This is a genomic window from Nonomuraea sp. NPDC049480 (assembly GCF_044465905.1).
GTDB lineage: Bacteria > Actinomycetota > Actinomycetes > Streptosporangiales > Streptosporangiaceae > Nonomuraea.
On record NZ_JBITMD010000001.1, the window covers coordinates 24571 to 42096 of the forward strand.

16 protein-coding genes are annotated in these 17526 nt (G+C 70.9%); 11 read left to right on the forward strand and 5 right to left on the reverse strand.

Features of this window, described 5'->3' with window-relative positions:
- Positions 1–3: 3 nt before the first annotated feature.
- Positions 4–657: a leucine efflux protein LeuE gene (leuE, locus tag ACIBX3_RS00115; RefSeq protein WP_397111530.1), complete on the forward strand. Its 654-nt coding sequence runs from the start codon at positions 4–6 to the stop codon at positions 655–657.
- 214 nt (positions 658–871) lie between these two features.
- Complete coding sequence (locus tag ACIBX3_RS00120; RefSeq protein WP_397111531.1) at positions 872–1513, forward strand: VC0807 family protein; 642 nt, start codon at positions 872–874, stop codon at positions 1511–1513.
- An 8-nt stretch (positions 1514–1521) separates the two neighbouring features.
- Here the strand turns inward: ACIBX3_RS00120 and ACIBX3_RS00125 are convergent, their stop codons facing one another.
- On the reverse strand, positions 1522–2709 hold the full coding sequence (locus tag ACIBX3_RS00125) for a sensor histidine kinase (RefSeq protein WP_397111532.1): 1188 nt from the start codon (positions 2707–2709) through the stop codon (positions 1522–1524).
- A gap of 403 nt (positions 2710–3112) precedes the next feature.
- On the opposite strand from ACIBX3_RS00125, the gene ACIBX3_RS00130 reads away from it, so the two are divergent.
- The 9 genes from ACIBX3_RS00130 (at position 3113) to ACIBX3_RS00170 (ending at position 13196) form a co-directional block, all read left to right on the forward strand.
- Positions 3113–3730 carry a DedA family protein gene (locus ACIBX3_RS00130; protein WP_397111533.1) on the forward strand — a complete coding sequence of 206 codons (618 nt, stop codon included), beginning with the start codon at positions 3113–3115 and terminating at the stop codon, positions 3728–3730.
- Between the two features lie 36 nt (positions 3731–3766).
- Complete coding sequence (locus ACIBX3_RS00135) at positions 3767–4579, forward strand: DMT family transporter (protein ID WP_397111534.1); 813 nt, start codon at positions 3767–3769, stop codon at positions 4577–4579.
- Positions 4580–4654: 75 nt separating this feature from the next.
- A complete protein-coding gene (locus tag ACIBX3_RS00140) occupies positions 4655–5872 on the forward strand; it encodes a glycosyltransferase (RefSeq protein WP_397111535.1) in 1218 nt (405 codons plus the stop codon).
- Positions 5869–6549, forward strand: a complete 681-nt coding sequence (locus ACIBX3_RS00145; protein ID WP_397111536.1) for a DUF998 domain-containing protein — start codon at positions 5869–5871, stop codon at positions 6547–6549. The genes ACIBX3_RS00140 and ACIBX3_RS00145 overlap by 4 nt, the downstream gene beginning before the upstream one ends.
- A 47-nt stretch (positions 6550–6596) precedes the next feature.
- Positions 6597–7337, forward strand: coding sequence for a hypothetical protein (locus tag ACIBX3_RS00150; protein WP_397111537.1), 741 nt, complete (start codon positions 6597–6599; stop codon positions 7335–7337).
- Positions 7334–8071 (forward strand): isocitrate lyase/phosphoenolpyruvate mutase family protein, encoded by a 738-nt coding sequence (locus ACIBX3_RS00155; protein ID WP_397111538.1) that lies wholly within the window; start codon positions 7334–7336, stop codon positions 8069–8071. Before ACIBX3_RS00150 ends, ACIBX3_RS00155 begins: the two co-directional genes overlap by 4 nt.
- 30 nt (positions 8072–8101) lie before the next feature.
- Positions 8102–10921: a BTAD domain-containing putative transcriptional regulator gene (locus ACIBX3_RS00160; RefSeq protein ID WP_397111539.1), complete on the forward strand. Its 2820-nt coding sequence runs from the start codon at positions 8102–8104 to the stop codon at positions 10919–10921.
- A gap of 35 nt (positions 10922–10956) precedes the next feature.
- The gene (locus tag ACIBX3_RS00165) at positions 10957–12465 is read left to right on the forward strand and encodes a DHA2 family efflux MFS transporter permease subunit (RefSeq protein ID WP_397111540.1); all 1509 of its coding nucleotides are present in this window, start codon (positions 10957–10959) and stop codon (positions 12463–12465) included.
- A 59-nt stretch (positions 12466–12524) separates the two neighbouring features.
- On the forward strand, positions 12525–13196 hold the full coding sequence (locus ACIBX3_RS00170; protein ID WP_397111541.1) for a hypothetical protein: 672 nt from the start codon (positions 12525–12527) through the stop codon (positions 13194–13196).
- A gap of 301 nt (positions 13197–13497) precedes the next feature.
- Here the strand turns inward: ACIBX3_RS00170 and ACIBX3_RS00175 are convergent, their stop codons facing one another.
- The 4 genes from ACIBX3_RS00175 to ACIBX3_RS00190 all read right to left on the reverse strand — a co-directional run bounded on the left by ACIBX3_RS00175 (position 13498) and on the right by ACIBX3_RS00190 (position 17525).
- The gene (locus ACIBX3_RS00175) at positions 13498–14274 is read right to left on the reverse strand and encodes a serine hydrolase (RefSeq protein WP_397111542.1); all 777 of its coding nucleotides are present in this window, start codon (positions 14272–14274) and stop codon (positions 13498–13500) included.
- Positions 14275–14459: 185 nt separating this feature from the next.
- Complete coding sequence (locus tag ACIBX3_RS00180) at positions 14460–15854, reverse strand: NAD(P)/FAD-dependent oxidoreductase (RefSeq protein ID WP_397111543.1); 1395 nt, start codon at positions 15852–15854, stop codon at positions 14460–14462.
- Positions 15855–15891: 37 nt separating this feature from the next.
- Positions 15892–16677 (reverse strand): ABC transporter permease, encoded by a 786-nt coding sequence (locus ACIBX3_RS00185; protein WP_397111544.1) that lies wholly within the window; start codon positions 16675–16677, stop codon positions 15892–15894.
- On the reverse strand, positions 16674–17525 hold the full coding sequence (locus tag ACIBX3_RS00190) for an ABC transporter permease (RefSeq protein WP_397111545.1): 852 nt from the start codon (positions 17523–17525) through the stop codon (positions 16674–16676). The genes ACIBX3_RS00185 and ACIBX3_RS00190 overlap by 4 nt, the downstream gene beginning before the upstream one ends.
- Position 17526 lies beyond the last annotated feature (1 nt).

Here is a 17526-nt window from a genome sequence, read left to right on the forward strand (position 1 = left end):
GCCATGTTCTTCGGTATCACCGATTTCTGGGCCTACGTGATCGGCGCCTTCCTGATCATCCTCCTGCCCGGCCCGAACTCCCTGTACGTCCTCAGCTTCGCCGCCCGGCACGGCGTGCGCCAGGGCTACCGGGCCGCGGCAGGCGTCTTCGTCGGCGACACGGTGCTGATGTTCCTGGCCGCCGCCGGCGCCGCGTCCCTGCTCCGCTCCAACCCGGTGCTGTTCACGATCGTCAAGTACGCCGGCGCCGGCTACCTGGCGTGGATCGGCTTCCAGATGATCAGAGGCGCCTGGCGGTCCTGGCGCGCCAGGGGGACGGCCGCCGCCGCTCCCGAGGCCGTCGTCGAGCACCAGGCGCGCCCGTTCCGCAAGGCCCTGGTGATCAGCCTGCTGAACCCGAAGGCGATCCTGTTCTTCGTCTCGTTCTTCGTCCAGTTCGTCGATCCGGGATACGGGACGCCGGCGCTGTCGTTCCTGATCCTCGGCGCGGTGATCCAGGTCTTCAGCTTCCTCTACCTGACGGCGCTGATTTTCGGCGGGACCTTTCTGGCCAATCAGTTCCGCCGGAACCAGCGGCTCAGCGCCGGTCTGACGTCGTGCGTCGGCGCCGTCTTCCTGGGGTTCGGCGCGAAATTGGCCACGGCGTCACTCGGTTGAAAGTCTGGTTCAAGGCTTTGCTGATTTGGTAGGGAACAGATGGAACGTGTCAAAGGAGGCAGTCGCATCACTGCGGCTCGGGTACGGTAGGCCATCGGCGTGCTTCCCGGGATGCAGGGATCGTCGCTGCGGTTAGCGCGAGCGGTCCATCTGGTTAGCCTGGTCCCTCGAAGCCCGGGTAGTCGCTGATCGTCGGCCTATCTGCGGAGCAGCCTTGAACCATCCCCCGGTAACCCTCCCCCGCCTCACCGCACTCGCCCGGCAGGCGGCCCCCAAGCTGCTGGAAGGCGTCGTCGCGCCGTTGGCGGTCTTCTACTTGGCCATGGTCGTCCTCGGATTCAAATGGGCGCTCGTCGCGACGGTGGCGTGGGTCTACCTAGGGGTGGCGTGGCGGCTGGTCAGGCGGGTCAAGGTGCCGGCGACGATGTTGCTGGCGGCGTTCGCGATCACGATCCGCGCGCTCGTGTCGTTCTGGACGGGCACGTGGATGTGGTTCTTCATCCAGCCGGAGATGGGCACCATCTGCATCAGCATGGCCTTCCTCGCCTCGGTGCGGCTGAACAAGCCGATCGTGCAGAAGCTCACGCTCGACTACATCCACCTGCCGTCTGCGGTGCTCAAGCACGAGCGGATCCGCAGGTTCTTCGCCAGGATCACGCTGTTGTGGGCGTTCGTGCTGCTGATGAACTCGACGTTGAGCATCGCCCTGGCCGTCCACGAGAGCCTCTTCGGGTCGCTGGGCGGATTCATGCTGCTGCGGACGTCAGCGGTGGCCCTGATCAGCGGTGCCGCGATCGCGTTCTCAATCTTCGCGTTCAAGCGGGTGCTGCACCGGCTGCACGTCGCCCACGCCTGACCTCTCGGTCAGGCGGGCGTCCGCTCCCCTCCCGAGCGGCGGGGATCCTCCTCCCCCGCGCGGGGGAGATCGACGGCCAGCTCGAAGCCGTCGCCCATCGATCCCGCGGTCAGCGTGCCGCCCGCCAGCCGTACACGCTCCCGCAGGCCCGCCAGCCCCAGGCCGCCGGACCGGGCGAGAGGGCGGGAGCGCGGCGGTCCGTTGCGCACGCTCACGCGGTGCGGCGTGACCGAGACCCGTACGGCGGAGCCGGGGGCGTGCTTGGCGGCGTTCGTGAGCCCTTCCTGGACGACGGCGCGGGCCAGGCCGGGCACCGGCCCCTCCGCCAGGTCGAGGGCGATGGCCATGCCAGAGGCGGCGGCCCGCCGCACCAACTCGGCCACGTCCTCGTCCACAGGCGCCAGCGGTGCCCCGTCTGAGTCGTCGCGCAGCAGTCCGATGATCTGCCGCAGCCGCTCCGTGGCGTCCGCGGCCGCCAGCCGCAGCTCCCCGGCCGCCCTGACGTGCCCTGGATCAAGCCCAGGCGCCAGTTCCAGCCCGGCGGCCCTGACCGCGATCAGCGCCAGGTCGTGGCCGAGCGAGTCGTGCATGTCCCGGGCGATCCTCGCCCGCTCTCGCAGCCGCGCCTGCGCCTCGGCCGACAGCCTGGCCTGCCGGCGCTGCTGCAGCAGCCTGCGCCGTAGCAGGCCGAGCAGGTACGGCACGAGGTAGGTGCCGATGAGGGCGCTGACCATGGAGACCCACAGCGCCAGATCGCCGCCCATGGCCAGCACCGTGCCCACGCCGAACCCCGTGATCACGCAGAACACCGCCGCCGCGGGCCAGGTCCTGACCATGCGCCGGCCGGTGAGGTAGGCGTACCACATGATGAACGGCGAGGTGGCCAGCAGCGGGAGGATCTTCACGTTGCGCCTGGGCAGCAGCCAGGTCAGGTCCACGGTGGCGAACCCCTCGGTGAAGCGCCACGGCCCGAGCGGCAGCAGCAGCATCACGGCCGCCAGGGGCCAGCGGCGGCCGACCACCACCGCCACCGCGCACAGCGCGACCTTGGGCACGCTCACCAGGCCGAACGCGGCCAGATCCCGCAACGGGTCGGGGCCCATGGCGGTGACGAAGATGCCCAGGACGATCCAGAGCAGCACGTCGTAGACCACCTGGCGGCGGCTTTCCCGGCGCAGCAGGAGCAGATGCTTCACGGCACCGACGTTATCCGGCGACGGAGGCCGGGGCCCTCCCCCAAAGGCAGGATCCGACCCTGACGAAAGTCAGGCGAGGGAGTGAGGCCATGAACACAGCTGCGTTGGGGGTAGAGCTAGCCCCACCCCCAAAGCGCCTACCTCCACTCCTGTGCCCGTCTGCCGGAACGGGTTGGATCGAAGGTGTCACCCGGAGGTCGCAGCCCTGACCCCGACGAAAGTCGGGGGTGGTGCCTGCCGATCGACCGATGTGCCGTGACCTGCGCAGTTCCTACGTTCATGGGGTACCGGCCCTGACCCGTATAGGGGAAGGGTCCGCGTTCGACCCGGGGCATCCCCGATGTCCCGGGCCCGCTCACACAGAGACGCTGTGGGAGTGCCCTAAAGATCGGAGTACACGCTCATGTCGCACGCCGTCCTCGACCTGGTCCAGCAGGTCATGTCGTCGCCCTGGTTATACGCGGCGCTGTTCGCCCTGGCCTTGCTCGACGGGTTCTTCCCCATCGTGCCGGCCGAGACGTCGGTGATCACGGCGGCGGTCTTCGCCGCCTCCGGGGAGACGAACCTGGCTCTGGTGATCGTGGTCGCGGCACTCGGCGCGTTCGCGGGTGACCACATCTCTTATCTGATCGGCAACAAGTCCGGAGGCAGGTTCCGGAACAGGAAGGCGTTCGTCTGGGCAAGGAACGCGCTGGCGGAACGGGGCGGCCTCGTCCTGGTCGTGGCCAGGTACATCCCCGGGGGGCGTACCGCGACGACGCTGACCATGGGGGCCGTGCGTCACCCGCTGCGCTCGTTCACGTTCTTCGACGCGATCGCGGCGAGCTCGTGGGCCCTCTACTCGGGGCTGATCGGGTTCTTCGGCGGGATGGCGTTCGAGAACGACCCGATCAAGGGCCTGCTGCTGGGCCTGGGCATCGCGGTGTCCGTCACCGGGGTCGTCGAACTCGTCAGATGGGCCAAAAAGCGACGCGCCACCCAGACTTCCCCAGAACGTCTTCCAGCGGACACGTCCGTTTGACGTTGCCTGGCAACCATCCGTCTGAAAGGAGTGCGCATGACTGTGCTGGCCGCGGTGATCGCCTTGGTCGGTTCGCTGTTCTTCGCGCTCGGAGCCGCCCTGCAGCAGTTCGAGGCCGTCGGCTCGGCCAAGCCGGGCCTGCTGGCCCTGCTGCGCAAGCCGCGCTGGCTGCTCGGCGGGGCATCCATCCTGGCGGGTGGTGGCCTGCACATCGTGGCGCTCGGACTCGGTCCGCTGACCATCGTCCAGCCGATGGGCGTGGCGAGCCTGCTGTTCGCCCTGCCCCTCGCCGCCGCGTTGCACGGGCGCAAGCCCTCCCGCCGGGAGCTGGCCGCCGCGGCGGTGGTGGCGGCCGGGCTGATCGTCCTGGTGCTGCTGGTCCCGGAGTCCGCGGGACCCACGGTCCTCGCCCCGGACGGCGTGCTCATGCTGCTGGGCGTGGCCGGCGTCGCGGCGGTGCTGTTGTGGGCCGGCTCCAGGGCGGCCTCGCCGGCGGGCCGGGCGGCGCTGCTGGCGACCAGCTCCGGCGTCCTGTACGGCGCCACGGCCACGCTCGTGCGGGTGCTCGTGGACGGCACCTGGAACTGGTGGTACCTGCTGGCGCTGCCGGTGCCCGCCCTGCTCGCGCTCGTGATGCTGCAGCGCGCCTACGCCGTGGGCCACTTCGGCGTCTCGTTCGCCTCGCTGCAGATCGCCGACCCGCTGACCGCGGTCGCGTTCGGCGCGTTGCTGCTCGGCGAGCCGCTGCCGAGCGGGATCGCCCCGATCGCGGCGGCGGCGCTGACGGCGGCGGGCACCGTCGCCCTGGCCCGTACCAGCCCCTTGGAGGCCCGCAACGACCTCGCCTGATCCTCGCTCGTCGTCCCCCGTTCTTCCTCCGGCCCTCCCCCAGCCGGGTTCCCTTGTGAATTTGGAGTCACCGTCATGGCCATGCCCCTGCACAGCGTCACCGACCACGCCGAGCTCGCCCCCACCCCCGCCCCCGAGCGTCCTCGCCGGGTGCTGATCTCGTCCGATACCTATCCCCCCGACGTGAACGGCGCCGCCTACTTCACCCACCGCCTGGCCACCGGCCTGGCCGCACGCGGCAACGAAGTGCACGTGGTGTGCCAGTCGGACCTCGGCCCGGCCAGCGCCGACGTGGTGGACGGCGTGATCGTGCACCGGCTGCGCTCGGCGCCGCTGCTGGTCCACCCCACCATGCGCTTCACCGTCCCGACCCGGCTCGACCGGCTGGTCGCCGACATCAAGCCGGACGTGCTGCACACCCAGGGCCACTTCGTGGTCGGCAGGGCCGCCATCGCCGCCGCCCGCCGTGCCGGCGTCCCGGTCGTGGCCACCAACCACTTCATGCCCGACAACCTCTTCCAATTCGCCCACATCCCCGAGCGGCTGCGGGCGAAAGCGGGCCGGCTGGCCTGGCGCGACTTCAGCCGGATCTTCAACCGGGCCGACCACATCACCACGCCCACCCCGCTGGCCGCCAGGCTCCTGGCCGACCAGGGGTTCGCCCGCGAGGTGGAGCCGGTGTCCTGCGGGATCGACCTGGGCAGGTTCCACCCGCACGCCGAGCCCAAGGCGTGGGCGCGCAAGCTGTTCGACCTGCCCGACCGGCCCACCGTGCTGTTCGTCGGCCGCCTCGATGAGGAGAAGCGCATCGACGAACTGGTCCGCTCGCTGCCTCTCGTGCTCAACGAGACCGACGCGCAGGTCGCGCTCGTCGGCAAGGGCAACCAGCGCGGCGAGCTGGAGAAGCTCGCCAAGCGCATCGGGGTGGCCGAGCGGGTGTTCTTCCTCGGCTTCGTGCCCGACGAGAGCATGCCGCAGGCGTACGCCGCCGCCGACGTCTTCGCCATGCCGGGCGTCGCCGAGCTGCAGAGCATCGCCACGCTGGAGGCCATGGCCACGGGCCTGCCCGTGGTGGCCGCGGACGCGATGGCGCTGCCGCACCTGGTGAACGGCAACGGCCACCTGTTCCAGCCCGGCGACATCGTCGCGCTGGCCCGCCACCTGACCGCCATCCTGACCGACGACGACCTGCGGGCCCGGCTCGGCAGGTCCAGCAGGGAGCTGGCGCTCACCCACGACGACCAGACGTCGCTCGGCCGGTTCGAGAAGATCTATGACGAGGTGGCTCAATGACCCCATGGCAGGCCGTCTGGGGCACCGTCGCCGGCACCGTGGCGTCGGCGTGCGCGCTGGCGTACGCGCAGGTCGCCTTACCCGTTCAGCCGCTGATCAGCGACTACGCGCTGGTGTCCGGCGGGCTGGTACCGGTGCTGATCGGGATGCTGGCGCTGGCGGGGGCGTGCCTGTGTCTCGCGTACGGGCTGGCGGCGACCGAGCCGTCGCGGACGGCGGCCACCCGCGTGCTGCTGCTGGCCGGGGCCGCGGGCCTGATGATGAGCGCGATCTTCCCCACCGATCCCGGCACGTCGCAGGTCGGCTCGCTCTCCGGGGAGATCCACCGCTGGGCGGCCGCGGTCGTCTTCACGTCGCTGCCGGTCGCCGGCTGGACCCTGGCGAGAGGCCGGGAGGCGGCGCCACGCTGGAACGCGGTCCGGGCCATGAGCGTGGCCTCGGCCGTGACGCTGGCGGTGTACCTGGCGGCGCACCCCGCCTCCATCACCTCGCCGCTGATCAACGGCGTGGCCTACTACGGGCTGATGGAGCGTGCCGTGGTGCTGGCCGAGATGCTGCTCATCACCGTGATGGCGCTGGCGGCCCTCGCCGGCCGGCCGGCGGTGCGGGCCGAGGCGGCGCCCATCGAGGCCGCCGAGCCCGAGCGGCCCCACGATTCCCCTCGGCTGGCGGCCTGAGCACGCTTCGACCGCCGTCGAAATGATCGCGTTCTAGCGTGGAGTCCATGCTCATCACACGCCATGCCGAAGCCCTAGTGGTGCTGGCCGACGCCAGGTACGTGCCGCCTCCCGTACGCCAGGACGGCCGCGAGGGGACGCTGGCCTGGCTGCGCGCGCACGTGTCGCGGTTCAGCACCGGGGACACGCACACCGGTCGGCGCCGCCTGGTGGTGGACCGGCTGGCCGCGTTGGACCCCGCCGAACTGCGCACCGCGGCCAGGGCCAGGACCCTGGAGCGGGACGGCGACTGGCGGGGCGTGCCCACGGAGGTGCTGGGGACCGCGCTCGGCGTGCGGGACACCGGCGCCGTCCCGGCCGCCGCGAACGGCTACCTGTCGGGCGAGGAGAGCCCGGAGGCCGACGCCGCCGTCGCCAAGCTGCTCGCCCAGGCCGACCTTCCGGCCGTCACGCTGCTCCTGCAGGCCCACGCCGCCACGGAGGGCCTGATCGAGAACGCCCTTCGCCATGCCGACCACGGAGGCGACGTCGACGCGCTGCTGCGCGAGACGCTCAGACATGACCCGCCGCTCAAGGCCACCCGCAGACTCGACACGGTGACCGGCGACGAGGTGACGATCGATCTGGTGGCGGCCAACCGCGACCCCGGCGTGTTCGCCGGCCCGGACAGTTTCGATCCCGCACGCGCCGACGCGCCGCATCTGACCTTCGGACACGGCGTGCGCCCCTGCCCGGCCCCCGTCCACGCGCTCGCCCTGGCCGCAGGCGTACTGGAGGTCCTGCTGTGAGCTTCCGCGACCTGCACCGCCCCGGCGAACCGTTCCTCCTGCCGAACGCCTGGGATTACGGCTCGGCCGCCGCCCTGGCCGCGCAGGGCTTCCCGGCTATCGGCACGACCAGCCTCGGCGTGGCCGCCGTGTACGGGAAGCCGGACGCGGCCGGCGCCACCCGGGCCGAGACGATCGAGCTGGCGGAATCGATCACGGACCTGGGCGTCATGATCACGGTGGACGTCGAGGGCGGCTTCAGCGACGACCCGGCCGAGGTGTCCGACCTGGTGGCGAGCCTGGCCGCGCTCGGCGTGGCGGGTGTCAACCTGGAAGACGGCCGCCCCGACGGGACGCTGCGCCCGATCGAGCTGCACCAGCGGATCATCGAGGCGGCAATGGGCCACGGCGTGTTCGTCAACGCCCGTACCGACACGTGCTGGCTGCGTACCGGCGACACCCTGGAGCGGGTGCGGGCGTACGGTCACGCCGACGGGATCTTCGTGCCGGGGCTGCGCGACCTCGGCGAGATCGCGCAGGTGGCGGCGAGCACACCGCTGCCGCTCAACGTGCTCTACCAACCGGGCGGCCCCACGCCGGCCCGGCTCGCCGAGGCCGGTGTTGCCAGGGTGAGCACCGGGTCGCTGCTGTACCGGGCGGCGCTCCAGGGCGCGCTGGCGACGGCGCTCGGCATCCAGGGCAGACCCGCACCCCAGATCCCGACATATGCGGAGACGACCGCGCTGCTGCCGTGAGGCCATGACCCCAGCCGCGATAATCGACGCATGCGCTTCCACATCCTCGGGCCCACCGCCGCGCTGGGCGAGAACGGCGAGCCCGTCGCACTCGGCGGCCCCCGGGTGCGGGCCCTGCTCACGCTGCTGGCCCTGCACGCCGGGCGCATCGTCGGCGCGGAGCAGCTGGTGGAGGGCATGTACGGAGCGCATCCGCCCGACGGCGTGGCCAACGCGCTGCAGTCGCAGGTGTCCAGGTTACGCCGGGTGCTGGGCAAGGACCTGGTGGAGTTCCACCCGGCCGGATACCGGCTGGTGGCCGACCCGCAGGACGTCGACGCGCGGCGGTTCGAGCAGCTCGCCCAGGCCGGCAGGAAGGAGCTGGCCGGCGGCGACCCCGGCCGGGCGGCCGCGCTGCTCCGCGAGGCGCTGGAGCTGTGGCACGGCGCGCCGCTGGCCGACGCCCCCTACGCCGAGGCCGCGGCGACGGCGCTGGAGGAGCTGCGGCTGGCCGCCACCGAGGACCGCGTGCAGGCGGACCTGGACCTCGGCCGGCATCGGGAGCTGGTCGCCGAGCTGAGCCAGCTCATCGCCGCCCACCCGCTGCGCGAACGGCTGCGGGCCCAGCTCATGCGGGCCCTGTACGGCAGCGGCCGCCAGGCCGAGGCGCTGACCGTCTACGACGAGGCCAGGAAGATCCTGGACGAGGAGCTGGGCGTCGAACCGGGGCCCGAGCTGGCCGCCGCGCACCTGGCCGTGCTGCGGGCCGACCCGGCGCTCGGCGCGCCCCTGCCCCGGGCGGCCAGGCAGCGGCAGGGCCTGCGGGCGCAGCTCACCACCTTCGTCGGGCGGGCCGATGAGCTGGCCCAGGTGAGCGAGAGGCTGCATGCCGGCAGGCTCGTCACATTGATCGGCCCCGGCGGCGCGGGCAAGACGCGGCTCGCGATCGAGACGGCCGAGCAGGAGCCGGAGGACGTCTGCTTCGTGCCGCTCGCGCCCGTTTCCGACGCCGCTGACGTGCCCCGGGCGGTGCTGGCCGCGCTCGACATCCGTGACGCCCTGCGGCACCCTGCCGACGGACGGGCCGTGGACCCGGTCGCGCGGCTGGTCACCGCGCTCGCCGACCGCAAGCTGCTGCTGGTGCTGGACAACTGCGAGCACCTCGTCGCGGCCACCGCCGAGCTGACCGACCTGCTGCTGGCCTCCTGCCCGGATCTGCGGGTGCTGGCGACCGGGCGGGAGGCGCTGGGCATCACCGGCGAGTCGATCCTGCCGGTGGCGCCGCTGCGGCTGCCGCCACCCGAGACGGACGACCCGCTGAGCTATCCCGCTGTCCGGCTGTTCGCCGACCGGGCCGCCGCCGTCCAGCCCGGCTTCGCCGTGCACGCGGGCAACGCCGCGCACGTCGTGCGGATCTGCCGGGCGCTCGACGGGCTGCCGCTGGCGATCGAGCTGGCCGCGGCGCGGCTGCGGACGTTGTCGGTGTCCGACGTGGCGGCGCGGCTCGACGACCGGTTCCGGCTGCTGGCGCGCGGCAGCCGTACGGCGCTGCCCCGGCACCAGACGCTGCGCGCGGTCGTGGCCTGGAGCTGGGACCTGCTGGACGAGAGCGAGCAGCGGCTGGCCAGGCGGCTGACCGTGTTCGTGGGCGGGGCGCGGCCCGAGGCGGCCGAGCGGGTGTGCGGGCTGCCGGAGGAGGTGTTGTTCTCTCTGGCGGAGAAGTCGCTGGTGGAGTTCGTGGGCGGGCGCTACCGGATGCTGGAGACGATCCACGCGTTCTGCGCGGAGCGGCTGGCCGAGTCCGGCGAGGTGGAGGCGATGCGCGATGCGCACGCCGCGTACTACCTGGACCTGGTCCTCGCGGCCGACGCGCGGCTGCGGACCCGCACCCAGCTGGAGTGGCTGGCCAGGCTCGACGAGGAGAGCGACGACCTCAACGCGGCCGTGCGCTGGGCGACCGACTCGGGTCGGCTGGAGATGGCGCTGCGCCTGCTGGCGTACAGCGCCTGCTACTGGTGGATGCGCGGCGACCGCGCCACCAGCGCCGCTCTGGCCGCCGAGGTGCTGGCCAGGCTCGGCGCCACCCGGATCGACGGCATGGAGGAGGAGTACGTCATGTGCGTGCTCGTCACCGCCTGGGCCGGGCAGATCGACGACGAGCTGCGTGCGCGGCTGGCGGAGGTTCGCGAGATCCTGCCGATCACCTACCTGCCGCAGCGGGTCGAGTTCCTGATGATGTTGCTGTCGATGTTCACGGGGCCGCCCGACGACTTCGTGGCGGCCTACGAGGAGCTCACGGTCAACACCTCGGTCCTTCCTCCCTGGCCGAAGGCTCTGGGCATGGCCGGAGCGGCGTTCGTGCTCCAGGCGCTCGACCGCGTGGCGGAGGCCGTGGACCATTTCGAGCGGAGCCTGGCCGCGTTCAAGGCCATCGGCGAGCGCTGGGGCACCGTGCTGGTGCTGTCCGGGCTCGGCTACCTCTACCAGGCTGGGCGCGACTACCGGAGGGCGTACGCGCTGGCCGGCGAGGCGCTGCTGATCGCACGCGAGCTCGGCTCCAACACGGAGATCGCCGAGGCGCTGTGCCGCCGTGCCGACGCCCTGCTGAGCCTGGGCCACCCGGCGGGCGCCGGGGCCGACTACGCGCTGGCCGAAGAGCTGTCGCGCAGATACGGCTGCATGGACACGCTGGCCTGGGCGTATCTCGGCATGGGAGAGGTGGAGCTGGCGCGCGGCGAGGCGGCGGAGGCGCGCGCCCACCTGATCCGGGCCCGCGACGTGTGTCCCCAGGAGTGGTACAGCACCGAGGACACCCGCAAGCGCATCGACGCCGCGCTGGCCGAGGTCAGCCGGATGGTCAGCGAACGGTAGGCCGGCGGTCAGGCGATCGCTGAACAGTGGGCGCCATGAAGAACAAATGGGCCTGTCTGGCCATCGCCTGCCTGGCCACCCTGCTGCTCTCGCTCGATCTCACCGTCCTGCACCTGGCCCTGCCCCGGCTGGTGACCGACCTCGGCGCCGACTCCACGCAGCTGCTCTGGATCGGCGACATGTACGGCTTCGCGCTCGCCGGACTGCTCATCACCATGGGCAACCTCGGCGACCGGATCGGCCGCAAACGCCTGCTGCTGATCGGCGCGGCCGCGTTCGGGGCGGCCTCGGTCGTGACGGCGTACGCGCCCAACGCCGAGCTGCTGATCGCCGCCAGGGCGCTGCTCGGCGTGGCCGGGGCGACGATCATGCCGTCCACGCTCTCGATCGTCAGGAACGTCTTCACCGAGCCCGGCGAGCGGACCACGGCCGTCGGGATCTGGAGCGGCATGAGCGCCGCCGGCTTCGCCGTGGGCCCGGTGGTCGGCGGACTGCTGCTCGACCACTTCTGGTGGGGCTCGGTGTTCCTGATCAACGTGCCGATCATGCTGCTGGTGCTGGTCGGCGGGATCCTGGTGCTGCCCGAGTCGCGTAATCCGCACGCGGGCCGGCTGGACCTGATCAGCGTCGCCCTGTCGTTCACCGGCATGGTGACCGTCGTCTACGCGGTCAAGGAGGCCGCGCACAAGGGCGTCGCGCACGCCGACGTGCTGATTGCGGGCGTGGCCGGGGTGGCGCTGCTGGCGCTGTTCGTGTGGCGGCAGACGCGGCTGGCCGAGCCGCTGATCGACGTGCGGCTCTTCGCGCGCAGGGCGTTCAGCGCGTCCATCCTCACGAACCTGCTGGCGATCTTCGCGATGTCCGCCATGATGCTGATGTTCGCCTGGTACCTGCAGCTCGTGCTCGGCTGGTCGCCGCTCCAGGCGGGGCTGGCGCAGCTGCCCGGCGGCCTGAGCGGCGCGGTCGGCGGGGTCCTGGCCGCCAAGCTCATCCAGCGCATCGGCAGGAACGGCGTGGTCGCGCTGGGCCTGGCCATGAACGCGGGTTCGTTCCTCTACTACGCCACGCTCGGCACCGAGCTGAACTACCTGACCCTGCTGCCGGTCATGGTGATCGGCGGCGTCGGCATCGGGTTCGCCTTCACGGTCAACAACGACAACGTGCTGGCCACCGCGCCCAGGGAGCGGGCGGGGGCGGCGGCCGCGGTTTCGGAGACGGCCTTCGAGCTGGGCGGGGCGCTCGGCATCGCGATCCTGGGCACCGTGCTGACCAGCGCGTACCGCGCCAACCTGGAGCTGCCGGCAGGGGTGCCCGGGGAGGCCGCCGCGGAGTCGCTCGCAGGGGCGGTGGGCACGGCCGCGGCGCTGCCCGCCGAGCAGGCCGGGCAGCTGATGCGGGCGGCGCAGACCGCGTTCCTCGAAGGGGCACACCTGATGTCGCTGGTCACGGCGGTGATGCTGGCCGTGGTCGCGGTGCTGGCGCTGGTGGGGCTGCGGGGCGTGCCGAAGGAGATCCCGGAGGAGGTCCTGGCCGCCCGCGCGTAGTCAAACCTTCTACGGCGGTTTCGACCCCGGCCTGGAACTTCTCTATCCAGCCTGTGCTCGTGGAGCACAACGAGAACGCAGGAAACGATCTGCGACTCTTCTACGCACACTGCCGCCGGAAAGGTAACCGAATGCCAGCACCCACCTACCTCTACGACCTGCTGGTGTCCTACTGGCCGCCGGCGGAGGACCAGTTCGCCGCCGTCTGGGCCGAAGACCTCAGCACGGTCGAGGCCGCCACCCGTCTCGGAGCCGACCTCACGACCGCCACGCCCTGTTCCCTGCGGGGCATCGGCGGGGGATTCTTCAACGATGCGGAACGTCCCGCCGATGCCGATGGGATCATCCTGGTCGGCGAATGCCGCTCATGGACGTTGGCCGTGCAGGTCCAGCAGTTGGACATCGTCGAAGAGTGGGCTCTTTCCGCGCTGTCACGCAACGGTGGCCGCGCGATCGGCCTGTACTGGCACGTCAACGGTGGCCACCGTGTCGTCTACGCGATGGACGGCATCGTCGTCTCCTCCGGAGATATGCGCTACATTCCGGCTCCGCTGGAGGGCTATGCCGAGGGGTTACGCATGCCGGACACGGACGAGGACGACGATCTCTCCGACGAAGAAATGATCACAACGGCCCTGAAACTGGCCGGACGCGTCACGGGAGAGAGGATCAACGAGGACTGGCTCTACGATCCGCAGACCCGGTACATCATCCGTGCCGCCGGAACGTGATTCGGGGTCCTTGAGCCTGTCGGATGGCCGGAAGAAGGCGCACGTGCCGGCTCTGCACCCATCAGCACAGTTTCAAGCGGCATCCGAGCATTCGGGAAGGACTCCGCCGAGCGGTCTCGTCTGCGTATGTCCATGCCGACGATGTTGACTGGATCGCTGATCGGATCCGGAACCGGGGGCGGGAAGCAAGAGGCCTGCGGCTGAGGAACCGCAGGTCAGACGGAAAATGCCTGGTGGAGAAGAGTGCCCCAGGCCGGATTCGACCCTGCGGCACCCACGGTGGGAGAGCGGTGCCGGATGGTCAGGCGATTGGGGTGGCGGGGCAGGGGCGCGCGGTGGTTGGGGACAGGGTGTGGAGGCGGAACCCGATCATTCTGGCGATGCCCTCGATGGACTGGACCCCCGTCCCCTCCCCCGGTTGGCGGTCGGTCTGAACCGACAGGAGCAGGTCGCGCCCGGGACCCACGATGCGGCCGTAACTGGTGACGGCCCACGTGTTGTGGATGAACGGCCGGGGCGTCCAGCCGTTCTTGAGCGCCACCCGGTCCCCCGGCCGGGCGGCGGCGCTGACGCCCCACGCCTGGTCCTTCTGCACCCGCCCCATCAGCCCCAGCACCAGCCTCCGGTCGGCGGCGCTCAGCCCCTTGCCCCCTCGGACCAGCACTTTCAGCAGGCGGATCCGATCGGCGGGGCTGGTGGTGGTGCCGCCCCAGTACTTGCTCGGGCCGGGTGTGGTCTCCCGCAGGTCCACCCGGTCGTAGAAGGCGCTCATGCCGCCGCCCGCGCCGACCCGGGACCACATCGCGTCCGCCGCGCTGTTGTCGCTCTCCCTGATCATGCGGGCCGCAAGGTCCCGTTCGCCCTCGTCCAGCCCGCCGCTCCGGCGGGCCAGCAGCGCCATGACGACGTCCACCTTGGCGCCGCTGGCAGTGATCATGTCGTGCTCGTGCTCTCCCCGGCCCAGCCTGGCGCCGGTGACGAGGTCGAGCGCCGCGTAGACGATCCGCCCAGGGCGTCGGCTGAGATATCGGGAAATGTCGTGTTGGAGCCGCGCCCGAGCGGCGCGTCCAGCCCGCAAGTCAGGAAATTTCAGGACACATCGCCCTACCTTGACCGGCGCCTTCACCGCGGCAGGCAGGACCGGCGCCCGCTCGGCCCCGCACCCCACCACGAGCGCCAGGCCAACCCACGACGCCACACACTTCGCACGCACGCGCCAACCCCCGTGATCTCATCGGGGGTTGGCAGGATCATGCCCTCATGTCAGGAGTCGAATCCCAGCCCCATCCGGTCGAGCGCGCGCAGCCACAGGTTGCGCCTGCCCTGGTGCTGATCGGCCTGGGCGATCGACCATCGGGTGAACTGGATGACCCCGGACCGCACCGGCTCGGGCGGGAACGGGATCGGCTTCTCCTTCACCATCCGCAGCTCGGTCCGCTCGGTGCGCTCCCCGGACAGCAGGTCGAGCATGACGTTCGCCCCGAACCGGGTGGCCCCGACGCCCATCCCGGTGTAGCCGACCGCATAGACCAGCCTCCCGCCGTGCGCCTGCCCGTAGAACGCGCTGAACCGGCTGCAGGTGTCGATCACCCCGCCCCACCGGTGGGTGAAGCGCACCTTGGCGAGCTGTGGGAAGGTGTCGTAGAAGTGCCGCGCGAGCGTCACGAACGTCTCGTCGCGCTGGTCGTACTCCGGCTTGACCAGGCCCCCGTTGTAGTAGACGGCGTCGTAGCCGCCCCACAGGATCCGGTTGTCGTCGGTCAGCCGGTAGTAGTGGAAGCGGTTCCCGGAGTCGCCGACGCCCTGCCGGTTGCGCCAGCCGACCTCGGCGAGCTGGGCGTCGGTCAGCGGTTCGGTCATGAGCGCGTAGTCGTACACAGGGACCACGAAGTGCTTGAGCCACCGCAGAAGCGGCGGGAACACCCCGGTGCCGAGCGCCACGTGGCGGGCGGTGACAGTGCCGTACAGGGTGCGGAGGGCGATCGTGGCGCCGTCGTCGCGCAGCGAGCGGACCGCGCTGCGCTCGTGGACGCGTACGCCGAGCCGCAGGCACGCCTCCCGCAGCCCCCACGCCAGTCGCGCCGGGTCGAGCATGGCGCAGCCGCTGCGCTCCCAGAGCCCGCCCAGGTAGGTCGGCGAGTTCACCTCGGCCCGCACTTGGTCCCGATCCAGGGGCTGGTAGTCGAGCCCCAGCTCGGAGATCAGGTCGAGGTGCTCGTTGAGCCCGTCGAGCTGCCACGGCTCGGTGGCCACGTGCAGCTCCCCGGTACGCTCGAAGGAGCAGTCGACGTCGTAGCGCTCCAGTGTGCGCTCGATCTCGTCGAGGTTGTCCACCCCCATGCGCTCCAGCCGGTCGATCTCCTCCGGCCACCGTTCCAGCCCGTTGGCCAGGCCGTGGGTGAGGGTCGCCATGCAGAACCCGCCGTTGCGGCCGGTGGCCGCCCAGCCGATCCTGCGCCCTTCGAGCAGGACGACGTCCAGCGAGGGGTCGCGTTCCTTGGCCATCAGGGCCGTCCACAGCCCCGAGAAGCCGCCGCCGACGACGACCAGGTCGGCGGTGGTGTTTCCGATGAGCCGCGGCTGCGGCTCGGGTCTGGCCGGGCTGTCCAGCCAGTACGGCTTGCGCTCCGCGTCAGCCAGCGCCTTCAGCGGATCCACAAATCCCACTTCCCTACGAAAGAGTCAGGTACGGCCCTCAGTTTCGACGCCGGGCCGCGACCGCGTTCCCGATCGCGATCAGCACCCCGATGCCGAAGATCAGCGTACCCATGACGTTGACCTGCGGCGGGATACCCGTCTTCACCGCCCCGACGATCCACAGCGGGAAGGTGACGGTGGAGCCGTTGACGAAGCTGGTGACCACGTAGTCGTCGATGGACAGCGCGAACGACAACATCGCCCCGGCCATCACGCCCGGCAGGATCGACGGCAGCGTGACCTGCCGGAACGTGCCCCACGCCGTGGCCCCGAGGTCGCGAGCGGCCTCCTCCAGCGACGGATCGAGGGTGACGACCCGCGCCCGCACCGTGACGACCACGAACGACAGCGAGAACAGCACGTGCGACATGATGATCGTGTTGGCGTCGCGCGGCACGTTCCCGGAGACGAAGAGCGACAGCAGTGACGCGCCCATGACGAGCTCGGGCGTCGAGATGGCGGCGAAGACCAGGAAGTTCGTGACGCCTTTGCCGCGGAAACGGTGCCGGCCGAGCGCCAGCCCCAGCATGGTGCCGATCACGACTGTGATGATCGTGCTGACCGCGGCGATGACCAGCGAGTTCCGCAGCGCCACGGTCAGGTCGGAGATGTCGAAGAGCTCGGCGTACCACCGCAGCGTGAAGCCCTGCCAGGTGGTGTTGGACTTGCTCTTCTTGTCGTTGAACCCGAAAAGGATCATCACGGCGATCGGCGACGACAGCCAGAGGATGATCAGCCACGTGTAGACGTGGAGCAGCTTGTCCCCGAGCCGAGAGCCCCTCATCGGGCCGCCGCCTCGAGGACGTTCTCGGTGCCCAGCGCCCTGGCGTAGACGAAGATGCCCAGGAGCAGCACCGCCATCAGCGTGAACGACAGCGCCGAGGCGGTCGGGTAGTTGAGGTTGGTCAGATACTCGGTCTGGATGATGTTGCCGATCATCGTGTTGGAGGTGCCGCCGAGGATCGCCGCGTTGATCGGGTCCGCCGTGGCCGGCACGAACGTCATCAGCACCCCGGCGAACACCCCGGGCAGCGACAGCGGCAGCACGACCCGCCGGAAGGCGGAGGCCCGGGTGGCGTACAGGTCCTGCGCCGCCTCCACCACCCGCGGGTCCACCCGCTCCAGCGCCACGTAGATCGGCAGGATCATGAACGGCAGGAAGTTGTACGTCAGCCCGCCCACCACGGCGAACGTCGTGGCCAGTACGTGGAAGTCGTCAGGCAGCAGCCCCCAGCCCTTCAGCGTGCCGAACAGGACTCCGTCGTCCGACAGCAGGAAGTTCCACGAGATCGTCCGCAGCACGAACGACACGAAGAACGGCAGCAGCAGCAGGAACAGGTACATCGACTTGCGCCGCCCGCCCTTGAAGGCGATCCAGTACGCCACCGGGTACCCGATCATCAGCATGGCCACGGTCGCCATCGCGCCGTACAGCAGCGAGCGGACCAGCTGGGTGCTGTACCTGCCGAGCGCGTCCGAGTAGTTGGAGACGCTGAACGTCATGGCGAAGCCGTCGATCGCGTTGCCGGTCTGCAGCGACACCGACGCCATCGCCACCATGGGCACGACCAGGAAGATCGCCAGCCACATCCAGCTCGGCAGCGCCAGCAGGTAGGGGGTGAGCCGCCTCATC